Source organism: Streptomyces sp. SAS_272 (assembly GCF_052543235.1).
This window is the reverse complement of record NZ_JBMNDR010000038.1, coordinates 71127-83014: the sequence shown is the minus strand read 5'-3', so window position 1 is coordinate 83014 and position 11888 is coordinate 71127. Positions and strand designations below refer to the sequence as shown.

Annotated in this window: 10 protein-coding genes; 7 read left to right on the top strand and 3 right to left on the bottom strand. The window is 72.4% G+C overall.

Features of this window, described 5'->3' with window-relative positions; genetic code table 11:
• Positions 1-97 precede the first annotated feature (97 nt).
• The 7 genes from mpaP (at position 98) to ACN6LD_RS22045 (ending at position 8565) form a co-directional block, all read left to right on the top strand.
• Entirely contained in the window at positions 98-1726 is a 1629-nt protein-coding gene (mpaP, locus tag ACN6LD_RS22075; protein ID WP_445044067.1) for a daptide biosynthesis intramembrane metalloprotease, read from the top strand.
• 13 nt (positions 1727-1739) lie between these two features.
• Complete coding sequence (lanKC, locus tag ACN6LD_RS22070) at positions 1740-4250, top strand: class III lanthionine synthetase LanKC (protein WP_445044066.1); 2511 nt, start codon at positions 1740-1742, stop codon at positions 4248-4250.
• Positions 4247-5629, top strand: coding sequence for a YcaO-like family protein (locus ACN6LD_RS22065; RefSeq protein WP_445044065.1), 1383 nt, complete (start codon positions 4247-4249; stop codon positions 5627-5629). Before lanKC ends, ACN6LD_RS22065 begins: the two co-directional genes overlap by 4 nt.
• Before the next feature lie 73 nt (positions 5630-5702).
• On the top strand, positions 5703-6587 hold the full coding sequence (locus ACN6LD_RS22060) for an ABC transporter ATP-binding protein (protein WP_445044064.1): 885 nt from the start codon (positions 5703-5705) through the stop codon (positions 6585-6587).
• The gene (locus ACN6LD_RS22055) at positions 6584-7846 is read left to right on the top strand and encodes an ABC transporter permease (RefSeq protein WP_445044063.1); all 1263 of its coding nucleotides are present in this window, start codon (positions 6584-6586) and stop codon (positions 7844-7846) included. Before ACN6LD_RS22060 ends, ACN6LD_RS22055 begins: the two co-directional genes overlap by 4 nt.
• 156 nt (positions 7847-8002) lie before the next feature.
• The gene (locus ACN6LD_RS22050; RefSeq protein ID WP_319188356.1) at positions 8003-8182 is read left to right on the top strand and encodes a hypothetical protein; all 180 of its coding nucleotides are present in this window, start codon (positions 8003-8005) and stop codon (positions 8180-8182) included.
• A 140-nt stretch (positions 8183-8322) separates the two neighbouring features.
• On the top strand, positions 8323-8565 hold the full coding sequence (locus ACN6LD_RS22045) for a hypothetical protein (protein ID WP_319188354.1): 243 nt from the start codon (positions 8323-8325) through the stop codon (positions 8563-8565).
• Positions 8566-8617: 52 nt separating this feature from the next.
• Here ACN6LD_RS22045 and ACN6LD_RS22040 read toward each other — a convergent pair whose 3' ends face one another.
• The 3 genes from ACN6LD_RS22040 to ACN6LD_RS22030 form a co-directional block, all read right to left on the bottom strand.
• Positions 8618-9061 carry a hypothetical protein gene (locus ACN6LD_RS22040; protein WP_266722704.1) on the bottom strand — a complete coding sequence of 148 codons (444 nt, stop codon included), beginning with the start codon at positions 9059-9061 and terminating at the stop codon, positions 8618-8620.
• Positions 9062-9132: 71 nt separating this feature from the next.
• Entirely contained in the window at positions 9133-9711 is a 579-nt protein-coding gene (locus ACN6LD_RS22035; protein WP_319188350.1) for an RNA 2'-phosphotransferase, read from the bottom strand.
• 219 nt (positions 9712-9930) lie between these two features.
• Positions 9931-11805 (bottom strand): SDR family oxidoreductase, encoded by a 1875-nt coding sequence (locus ACN6LD_RS22030; protein ID WP_445044062.1) that lies wholly within the window; start codon positions 11803-11805, stop codon positions 9931-9933.
• Between the last annotated feature and the right edge of the window lie 83 nt (positions 11806-11888).

The window sequence follows — 11888 nt, the reverse complement described above, 5'->3', positions numbered from 1 at the left end:
GTCCGGCCGGCTTCGGCCGGCCGGACCACCGAAAGGGTGCCGCGCGCTCTCCCCCTCCCCGCCGCCGTCCGCAAAGGAAACGCCAGTGAGCGCTGTCATGAGCCCCCCGCCACCCACCGTCCCGGCCCACACGAGGCGCCCGCGCCTCGCCCCGAGCGCCGAGGTCCACTCGCCCGCCGACGGACAGGGCGACTGGGTTCTCCAGCACGGCGCCCGCTACGTACGGATCACCGAGCACGTCGCGGATCTCGTCAAGGAGCTGGACGGGGAGCGCGACCACGAGACCCTCGCCGCCCGGCTGGGCGGCGCCTGGAGCCCCGTGCGGGTGGGCAGCGCGATCTCGCGGCTCGACTCGCTCAGACTGCTCGACGACGGCGAGACCAAGGCGCCCGCCGTCGCCCCCCGCTTCCAGATCGTCCCCCCGATGACCCTCCAGCTCACGCTGCTGCGGCCGGGACGCACGATGCAGGCCCTGCGCCCCGTGTTCGTCCGACTCTTCTCCCGGGGGGTGGTGGCGGCCGGGATGCTCTGCGTCCTGCTCGGCGCCGGCGCCCTGATCGCACAGCGGGACGCCGTCGCGGTGACGCTGAACAGCCCGCTCTCCGCGGTCTCGTTCACCGGAGTGCTCGTCGCGCTGCTGCTCGGCGTCTCCCTCCACGAGCTGGGTCACGCCGCCGTCCTCATCCGCTACGGGGGCCGGCCCTCGCGCATCGGCGTCATGCTCTTCTACCTGATGCCGGCGTTCTTCTGCGACGTCTCGGACGCCTGGCGGCTCCCCGACCGCCGGCAGCGCGTGCACACCGCGCTCGCCGGGCCCGCGGTCCAGACCTCCCTGGCGGCCGCCTCGGCCCTCGCCGCCTGGCCCCTCGCGGACGGCACCGCCAAGACCTGCCTGCTGTTCTTCGCCGTCACCAGCTACGGAACGGCCCTGCTCAACCTGACGCCGTTCATCAAACTCGACGGCTACATCGCCCTGATGAGCCACGTGGACGTCCCGTACCTGCGCGACCGCGCCATGGCCGACGCCCGCCGCGCTCTCGCCCGCTTCCTGTTCGGCGGCACGTACCAGCGCGAACTGCCCACCCGGTGGACCGTCGTGTACGGATTCGCCTGCCTCGCCTTCCCGGTGTACTTCCTGAGCACCGCCCTGCAGACCTGGCTCGGCACCCTCCAGCGGGTCGGCTGGGTCGGACTCCTCCTCGCCGCCTCCGGGCTCTCGTACATCGTGTGGATGCTGGTCCGCGGCGCCCTCCGGCTCTCCGCCGAGGTCAAGGCCGCCGGAGTCCGCCGGGCCCGGGTCGGGGCCGTCTGCGCCGCACTGGCCGCCGCCGTCTGCGCCGCGCTGTTCCTGCCGGTCCACCAGACGGTGGCCGCCGCCTATGTCACCGACGCCTCCGGGACCCGGCTCGTCCTGCCGCAGGGCTCGTCGGCCGAGCTGATCCACGCCGGCCAGCGCGTGACGCTGAAGACGAACGGCCTGGTGCTGCAGGACGCCGTCGCGACCGCCCGGGTGGGAGCCGCTCCGGCCGCGCGGACCGAGGTCCCGGTCTCCACCTACTTCCCCGTCGACCTCGGAAGCGCCGTGGGCATGGACTCGACGGCCTTCTCCCTGGACCTCGACCGCACCCCGACGCCGGCCACCGGCACCGCCGAGGTCGAGCTGGGCAGCGTGCCCCTGTGGAAGTCCCTCCACCGCACCTACGTGCTCCCGTTCCTGCCCTTCTGACTCTGGAGACACCGTGCTCGACACCCGGTTCATCAACTTCTGCCGCGCGGACTCGCTCTTCTACGACGCCCCCGCCGTCGAATCCACCGGCGCGGACTTCCACGAGGGCCGGACCCTGCCCGAGGGCTGGACCGCCACCCGAGGACGGGAGTGGACCGTCTGCGTCCCGCCGGACTCCCGGATCCCCGACCAGGGCTGGAAGATCCACGTCGCGGCCTCCCCCGACAACGCGGCCGAACTCCTCGACGCCGTCGTCCCGTACTGCGTCGAGCACGGGCTGATGTTCAAGTACATCTCCGACCTGGAGACGCTCGGCCGGCGCGGCAGCAAGTACGGGGACCGCACCGCCAGCGGGAAGTTCATCACCGTCTACCCGGTCGACGAGACGGTTCTGCGCACCGCCCTGGACGACCTCGACGGCCTCGTCGGAGGGACGCCCGCACCGTCCGTGCTGAGCGATCTCCGTTGGAAGCAGGGGCCGTTGTACGTGCGTTACGGTGGCTTCGTGCTGAAGACCACCCGCCTCAAGGATGGCACCCTGGCACCCGCGATCACCGCGCCGAACGGCGAACTCGTCCCCGACGAGCGGCGCCCGGGCTTCCGTCCCCCCGCCTGGGTCACCCTCCCCTCCTTCCTCCAGGAGGCGGCCGACGAGCGGCGCCGCGGCACCCTCACCGACTTCCCCTTCCGCGTCTACAAGGCCCTCCACTTCTCCAACGGAGGCGGCGTGTACCGCGCCGTCGACAAGCGCGACGGAACCGAGGTCCTGCTCAAGGAGGCCCGTCCGCTCGCCGGTCTCGACGCGGCCGGCGACGACGCCGTCACCCGTCTCGAGCGCGAGCACTGGGCGCTGTCCCGGCTCTCCGGTCTCCCGTCCGTGCCCACCCTGAGGGACGTGCGCAAAGGGAACGAACACCTCTTCCTGGCCCGCGACTACGTCGACGGCACTCCGCTCACCGAGCTCGTCCGCCTGCGTCACCCCTACGGCACCACCGACAACACGGAGCGGGCCCGCGCGGAGTACACGGCCTGGACGCTGCACATCCTGGACCAGATCGCCGAGGGCGTGGCCGCCATGCACGAGCGCGGTGTCGTCTTCGGCGACCTGCACCCGGGCAACGTCCTCGTCCGCCCCGACGACACCGTCGCCTTCATCGACATGGAGACCGCCACCCCCGCCGAGGAGATGCGCGCGCAGGCCATGGGCTCCCTCGGCTTCCGGGCCCCCGACCACCTCCGGGGCCCCGACGTCGACCTGTTCGCGCTCGACGTGCTCCGGCTGACCATGTTCGTCCCCATGCCGCACGTCGTGCCGTGGGGCACCGAGAAGATCCGCACCCTGATCGACGTGGCCGCCCGCGACTTCCCCCTCCCCGAGGCCTTCGTCCGGCAGATCGAGCGCGGTCTCGGCGACGACGTCCTCGGCGCACGGACGGAGTACGGCGTGCGCTGGCCCGCCGCCGGGGAGGAGACCGGGAGCCTGATCGCGGACATCGCCGGCTCCATCGTCGAGGCGGCCACCCCCGAGCGGACCGACCGCCTCTACCCGGGCGACGTCTCGCAGTTCATGGTCGACGACGGCGGCGTGACCTTCGCGTACGGGGCGGCGGGTGTCCTCTGGGCGCTGCACCGCGCCGGCGCCGAGCCGCCCGCCGAACACGTCCAGTGGTTCCTCGACCGCTCCGAGCAGGTCGCCGGCGACGGCCCCGGCTTCCTCACCGGCCTCGCCGGCGTCGCGTACACCCTGGAGGAGCTCGGTCATCCCGACGCCGCCGACGCGGTCATGGACCGTGCCTTCGCCGGCTGCGACGCCAACGTGGGGTCCACCCTGGCGACCGGCCTCTCCGGCCTCGGCCTGACCGCGCTGCACCTGGCCGTCCGGCGCGGCGACGACCGGCGCCTGCGCCAGGCGCTCGAACTCGCCGAGCGGCTGCCCGACACCCCGGCGCCCCAGCGCGTGGGACTGCTGCACGGTCGCTGCGGCCGCGCCCTCCTCCTGCTGCGCCTGTACGAACACACCGGCCGCACCCACCTGTTGGAGCAGGCCCTGGCCGAACTCCACGCCGAGCTGGAGCGCATCGGGGGCGACGACTTCGACGACCGCTTCCTCAGCGCCGGACTCGAAGGCTCCGCGGGCATCCTGATCGCCCTGCGCGCCGCACTGCGGCACACTCCCGACGACGTACGGATACGTGCCGCCGTGGACCGGCTGCGGACCTTGCGGCGCGGCGGCTTCGCCACCTCGTGCGGCCTCCTGCACGGCCGTGGCGGAGAGCTCCTCGCCCTCGCGGACGGCGGCAGCGAGATCGAGCGGGAGGTCCTGCGCTTCCACCTGGACGCCCTCGGCTGGGAGGCGATAGCCGCCGAGCCCGGACGCGTCGACTTCCTCGGCAACTACGGCTACCGCCTCTCCACCGACCTGGGCACCGGTTCGGCGGGAGTTCTGCTGGCCCTCGCCGCCCTGCGCGACGGCGCGCCGGCCCTGTCCTTCCTCGCCCCCTCGGCCGCCGGGGTGCGACGGTGATCGACATCCCGACCACCCTCGACCCGGCCTCGGGCATCGCCCTGCGGTACGCGGTCACCCCGCCGCACGACGGAGATCCGCTGTGGAGCAGCGCGGTCGAACTCCAGCCGGTGGACGGGTTCGAGGGAATCGTCGGCTCCCTCGCTTCCGCGGGTTCCGCGGGAGCGAGGGGCGCCGAGAGCGCCGGGGGCGTTCGTGAGGGCGGCACCGCTTCCACCCGCTCCGTCACCGCCACGGCCCCCGCAGCGCTGGGCGCCGACGTCTTCGACCTCCCGCTGTCCGCCCGGTTCGCCGGGGCCAGCGGCGCCTCCCGGGTCGACGCGCTGCTGCGCGGAGCGGGCGAGGCCGTCGAGCGGCGCGCCCTGCACCCCTCGGCCGCGCACCCCGCCCGCTTCGGCGCCGCCGCCGGCCTGGCCGCCGCGACGCTGTACGCGCACCACCCGGACCACTCCCTGTCGCACCCGGACGCCGAGACGGCCGACCTGTCCTGGTACGAGGCCCGGGACCTGGACACCGGCGTGCCCGTCCTGGTCCCCGCGGACCTGGTCGACTGGCCCGCGCGTCGGGCCGACCTGTTCGATCCGAGCCCGTCCGGGGCGGCGGCCGGCGCGAGCCACGGGACCGCTCTCGCCGCGGCCATGATCGAGGTGACGGAACGGGACGCCCTCACCGTCGCCTGGGGCCGCCGGCTGCGTCTGCCGACGTACATCCCGTCGCCCGCCGACACCGGGCTCGCGGCGATGTGGCGGCGGGCGCGCGCGGAGGGGCTGACCCCCGTGCTCGCCCGGATTCCCACCGCTGTGCCCGGGCTCTGGTGCATGACCGGCTTCCTGATCGATCCGGAGGGACCGGGCGCCCTGGCCGCCGTCGGCATGAAGGCGTCGACCCGGCCGGCCGAGGCCGCCGTCAAGGCGTTCCAGGAGGCGTGGCAGGTACGGGCCGCGCTGCGGGCGCTGCGCGGCCAGGGCGAGACCGGGCGCCTCGCCCCGATCGTGACGGAGCACGACCGGCTCTGCCACATGCTGACCGGCACCGCGTACGAGAGCGTGCGCGACTGGGCCGCGGGCTTCCGGGAGCCGGAACCGCTGCCGGCTCTCCCGCCCGCGCGGGACCTGGAGGTGGAGGACATCCGGCGGGCCCTCACCGCCGACGGCGCGGGACTCCTCGCCGTGGACCTCACGCCGCGCCTTCCGCCGGCCGTCGCCGCCATGGGCTGGCATGTCGTCAAGGTGCTGGCGCCCGGCTACCAGAGCTTGCGGATGGACGAGACGCACCTGTGGAGCTGGCACCTGCCCCGACTGGCGTCCGCGCCCGAGCGCACCGGCTGCGCGGCCGGCCTGGACGACCCGCGCGAAGCGGCCCCGCACCCGCTGCCCTGACCCGACGGTGGTCCGCCGCCGCTCGAATCCCCCCACCAGAGCAACCGATCGACCGAGCTGAGAGAAGACACAGATGTTGGAACTGGAAGAACTCGTACGAGACTTCGGCGATCACCGTGCCGTCGACCGGGTCTCCTTCCGGGTGTCCAGAGGCCGGTTGACCGGATTCGTCGGCGGGAACGGCGCGGGCAAGACCACCACCATGCGCATGATCATGGGCGTACTGGCCGCGAACGGCGGCGAGATCCGCTGGGACGGCGTTCCCGTCACGGCCGCCGACCGCAGGGACTTCGGCTACATGCCGGAGGAGCGGGGCCTCTACCCGAAGCAGACGGTCCTCAGCCAGCTCGTCTATCTGGCCCGCCTCCGAGGCCAGGGCGCCGCCGACGCCCGCAGCCACATCCTCGAGCTGCTCGACCGTCTCGGGCTCGCGGAGAAGAGCCAGGCCCGGCTGGAGTCCCTGTCCCTGGGTAACCAGCAGCGTGTGCAGATCGCGGCCGCCCTGCTCGGCTCCCCCAAGCTGCTCGTCCTCGACGAGCCCTTCTCCGGGCTGGACCCGCACGCCGTCGACACGATGGCCGAGCTGCTGCGCGAGTACGCGGCCGCGGGCACCCCGGTGCTGTTCTCCTCCCACCAGCTCGACCTGGTCGAGCGGCTCTGCGACGACCTGGTGATCATGGCCACCGGTCATGTCGTCGGCAAGGGCACCGCCGACGAACTCCGGCACCGCGACAAGCTCCGGTACCACCTGGTCACCGGTGCGCCGGCCGGCTGGGCCCGCGACGTGCGCGGCGTGACCGACGTCGAGGAACTGCCCGACGGAGCACACGTCGAGCTCGCGGCCGACGCCGATCCCGGCGCGCTCCTGACGGAGGCTCTGCGCCGCGGACCCGTGCACGCCTTCACCCCTGTCGTTCCCAGCATCGCCGACGTCTACCGGGAGATGACCTCCGCATGAGCACCGTGACCTCGAACCCCGCGCACCGGTCCGAGACGTCGCCCGATCCGCAGGGCACGCCCGCGGCTTCCGGTACCCCGCCCCGCACGGCCACCGCGGCCGCCTGGCGGATCGTCGCCGCCCGCGAGATCTCGGTGAAGCTCACCAACCGCGGCTTCCTGCTGTCGACACTGGTCACCCTCGCCCTGATCGTGGGCGCGATCGGACTGCAGCTCTACCTGGCGGACTCGATGGGCAAGATCACCGTCGCGGTGGCCGACCAGCAGGCCGGCCGGATCGCCGGCCAGGCCGAGCAACTGGCCGTGCAGGCGGACCAGGACGTCGAGATCACGGTCCGGCAGGAGTCGTCCGCCGATCAGGTCCGCGAGGCCGTGCGGTCCGGCGACGCCGAGGCCGGGCTCCTGCTCGAGGGCGGTCGCTGGGTCCTGCTGGGCGACACCGGGCAGAACGACATCGCCGCCACCTGGATCGGCGCCGCCGTGCAGTCGAAGGCCCTCGCCGAGAACGCGAAGGCCGCCGGAACCAGCCTGACGGCCCTCAGCAAGGGAGCGGAGGTCGAGCACGTCCTGCTGTCGGCCGACAAGACGCCCGAGGGCGCGGTCCGGATGACCACGTACTTCTTCGGCTTCCTCTTCTACCTGGCCGCGGTGCTGCTCGGGGCCGCGCTGGCGACCAGCGTCGTGGAGGAGAAGCAGAACCGCATCGTCGAGCTCATCGCCAGCTCCGTGCCCCTGCGGTCGCTGCTCGTCGGCAAGATCGTCGGTTCCACGCTGCTGGCGCTCGCCCAGATGGCGCTGTTCTGCCTGGTCGGCATCGGCGGCCTGGTGGCCACGGGCGAGCAGGACTTCCTCGCCGACATCAGCTCGGGACTGGGCTGGTTCCTCGTCTTCTACGTCGTGGGCATCGCCGTCCTGGCCTGCCTGTTCGCCGCCGCCGGCGCGCTCGCCACCCGGAGCGAGGACATCCAGTCCACCACGACTCCGGTGAACGCGATCACCGCGCTGGTGTTCATCGTCGGCGTCACCGTGACCGGCAATGTGCGCGAGATCCTCTCCTTCATCCCGTTGACCTCGACCGTCACCATGCCGGCCCGTGTCCTCGCGGGCGAGACCGCCTGGTGGGAGCCGGCCGCCGCGCTCGGTCTGTCGATCGCCGCCGCGGTGCTCATCGTCGGGGTGAGCAGCCGGGTGTACCGCCGGGCGCTCCTGCAGACCGACCGCAAGCTCTCGTTCCGTCAGGCCATGAAGCTGACGGACTGACCGCCTGACGCCATCCGCGCCACCACCTCACCACCCGCGCTACCGCTTGGCCCGCACCACAGCACCACCGCAGCACCCGCACCACCGCTCAGCCGCACCACCCGCTCAGCCCTGCCCGTTCTGCGAAACACCCCACCTCAACCGGAAGGAACTCCGATGACCGCCTCCCGTTCCCGCACCACGCTCGCCGCCCTCCTGGCCGTTCTCGCCTGCGTGGAGGTGATGCTGATCAGCAGCGACACCTCCGACGGCGTCCGCTACGGCGTCGGCGCGGCACTCGCCGTCGGCATCCTCGTGGTGGTCGGCCGACTCGCCAAGGGCGGCTCGGCCGACTGACCGATGATGCGACTCCTCGTCCGGGGCCGGCCGTACCCAGGTGGCCGACCCCGGATCACGGTCGGCGCACGGACCCCGGGGGGTGGGGGACGGCAGCCTGCCCCACCACCCTCCCTTCACTTCGTCATGCGGAGCCGTCCATGAGCTTCTCCCATCAGGTGTCGATCACCGGTCCGTCCGGGGCGCCACCAGAGACCGCCGTGATCCGTTTTGTAGCCCTCCTCCCGGAGGGCTGGCATGCCGAGGTCGGCGAATTCCAAGGCGAACTCGCCCGTCTCCGGATCACGGCCCCGCCCGGAACCACCACGTCCGAGGCCACCCGGATGGCCGCCGACATCCTGTCCCGGCCGGGCCTTCAGGGCTGGCGGCTGGCCGACCACTGACGCGCGCACGGTTTCACGTGAAACCATCCCGTGGCGGTTTCACGTGAAACCGTCAGCGTGCGCGCCCGCCGAGCCATGGGCTGAGCCCGACCAGGATGAACTCCTTGTGCACCCGGTCCCGCGGCAGCGGCACCATCAGGAAGTGGGCCGGGGGAAAGCGTCGGACCTTCACCCAGGCGTGGCCGTCGTAAAGGGCGCGGAGGAAGGCGGGGACGTCATCGCGCTCGACGTCGGGGCACTCGACGCCGTCGACGGTGATCAGAGCGTCGTCGTCGGGATAGAGCCGCACGCTCACGCTGGGCCGCCCGCCCAGTTCTACGTAGGCCTCGTGCGGCAGCGAGCCGTCCGGATCGGCGGTGACGCCCACGCCGGCGGCGGAGCGGCGGGAGGTCTGGTCGGCGCCGATGTCATGGGTGACCTCGATCTCCAGCGCGTACTCGGCGGCGAGGGCACGCAGGACGGTGACGGCCGCCTCGGTGGTGGGCAAGTGGTCCATACCTGTGATGATGCCCAAGAACCGTCGGGGGCGGCGACCGAATCGTCCGTGGCGGCGACCCGGACCGTGCTTCAGTGGCCCTCGGGGAACCGCAGGTACTGCGGGGGCACGGACTTCGTCAACCACACGCCGTTGGCGCTGAGATGGAAGACATGACCGTCCTGGTGCATGGCGCCCGCGTCGACGGAGAGCACCACGGGGCGGCCCCGGCGGGCGCCGACCCTCGTCGCGGTCTCCCGGTCGGCCGAGAGGTGCACGTCGTGCCGGTTCATCGGCCGCAGCCCCTCGGCCCGGATGGCGTCCAGCGAGCGTGCGACGGTCCCGTGGTAGAGGTACGACGGTGGGACGGCCGGCTCCAGCCCGAGGTCGACCTCGACGCTGTGGCCCTGGCTGGCGCGGATCCGGGTGCCGTCGATCGCGAAGCGCTTCTTGTCGTTGGCCGCGACGACATGGTCCAGCTCGTCACGGGTGAAGCGGAAGCCGTGCGCGGCGCATGCCGAGATGAGCTCGTCGATCTCGACCCAGCCGGCCGCGTCGAGAGTGAGACCGATGCGCTCGGGCTGATGACGCAGATGCTTCGAGAGGTACTTCGACACCTTCACGGTGCGTCTGTCGTCCCTGCCGTTGTCAGGTCCGTCCTTTTCGTTCATCCGCTCAGCATGACGGGGGAGACGCGCATCACGCATTCAGTTTTGACGCCGAGGTTTGATCCACAAGTAACTGCGGTTATCCACAGGCTATTTGGCGATTCTGTGGACAACCGGCCTTCGTGGAGCGGGACTTCCCCAACACACAAGTGACGTCCTGTCACTTGAGAGAGCGTCGAGCAGCACCCCGGTGAGCACGGCCTGTTCGGCCGCGCGGGCTTCTCACACGGGCGGACCCACCCGCGCCAGCGCCCTCAACGCCCTCGGCAGGAAACGGGACAGGGCGTGCGCGGTCTTCGCCTCCGGAGTGACCGCGACCATCGCCTCGTCGTGCACGACCGCGCGCAGGATCGCCTTCGCGACCTTCTCCGGCGGGTAGTTGCGCATCCCGTACAGGCGCGCTGCGCGCTTCTGCCGACGTCGTTCCTCCTCCGCGTCGACTCCCACGAAGGTCGCCGTGGACGTGATGCCGGTGTTCACCAGGCCGGGGCAGACGGCCGTCACCCCGATGTCCCGGCCCGCCAGTTCGGCGCGCAGGCACTCGCTCAGCATCAGCACCGCCGCCTTGGAGGTGCTGTAGGCCGGCAGTGCCCTGGAGGGCTGGAAAGCAGCCGCCGACGCGATGTTGACGATGTGACCGCCCTGCCCGCGCTCGGCCATCGGCCGGCCGAGAAGGCGGCAACCATGAATGACGCCCCACAGGTTGACGTCCAGCACCCGGCGCCAGTCCTCGGACGTCGTGTCGAAGAACGACCCCGACAGACCGATGCCGGCGTTGTTCACCAGCACGTCCAACACTCCGTGGTCGGTGTGCACCTTGGCGGCGAGCTTCTCCATCGCCTGCTCGTCGGAGACGTCGACTGCCTCCGCCCAGGCGGCGGGTGCGCCGACCCGGCGGGACAGCTCGGCGGTGCGGGCCGCGCTGTCCGCATCCCGGTCGACGGCGATGACGCGCGCGCCCGCTTCGGCGAACGCGAGCGCCGTGGCCCGCCCGATGCCGCTGCCCGCACCGGTGACGAGCACCAACTGCCCGGCGAAGCGCTCGGCATACGGATCGGCGGCCCGCTCCCGCCCCGGGCTGTCGCCGTTCCTCCGGCGCCGCCCGGCCGCCTCGAGCGCGTCGCCCGACCCGGCCGCCGCGCCGACCCCGTCATGGCCGGCTCCGGGGCCGTTTCCCCCGCCGTTCCCGTGCCCCTCGGTCTCGACCGACGTGACGAAGTCATCGATCCAGGATGCGAGTCGGTCGGGTCGGGTGCGCGGGATCCAGTGCCCGGCCGGCAGGGTGCGCCGCGTCAACCGCGGGACCCAGTCCTCGAGTTCGTCGTACAGGCGCTCCGAAAGGAAGCGGTCGCCGAGCGGCGTGATGAGCTGCACGGGCACGTGCGCGTGCGCGTCGGCGCGCGGACGGCGCAGCCGGGTCCTGACGTTGTCCCGGTACAGCCAGGCGCCGTTGGCCGCGTCCGACGGCAGTGACGGCGTCGGATAGGCGTCGGCGGGAACCTTCTCCATCCGCCGCAGGATGCCGGGCCAGCGCTTGCCGAGCGGTCCGCGCCAGGCGAGTTCGGGCAGAGCGGGAGTGTGCAGCAGGTACACGTACCAGGACTTGGCTCCCTGGCCGAGGAGTTGGCCGACGCGGCGCGGGGTCGGCCTGTTCACCCGCGCGGCGATCCAGTGGCCGAAGTGGTCGAGGGACGGCCCGGACAGAGAGGTGAAGGACGCGATGCGGCCCTCGGTGCGCCGGACGGTCACGAACTCCCAGGCCTGCACCGAACCCCAGTCGTGCCCCACCAGATGCACCGGCCCGTCCGGGCTGACCGCGTCCGCGACCGCCAGGAAGTCGTCCGTCAGCTTCTCCAGGGTGAACCCGCCCCGCAGCGGCTTCGGCGCCTCGGACCGGCCGTGGCCCCGTACGTCGTACAGCACCACGTGGAAGCGGGCGGCCAGCCGGGACGCGACCTCGGACCACACCTCCTTGCTGTCCGGGTAGCCGTGCACCAGCACCACCGTCGGCTGCCGCGGATCGCCGAGTTCGACGACGCACAGCTCGATCCCGCCGGTTCGCACCCGGCGCTCGCGCGCACCCTCCAGCATCGTCACTTCTCCTCCGCCCCGCCGGCGTCGACCGCGTACGCGCCCGTCGTCCGTGCCCGTATCCCGACCAGGCTGAATCTGGCACTTGT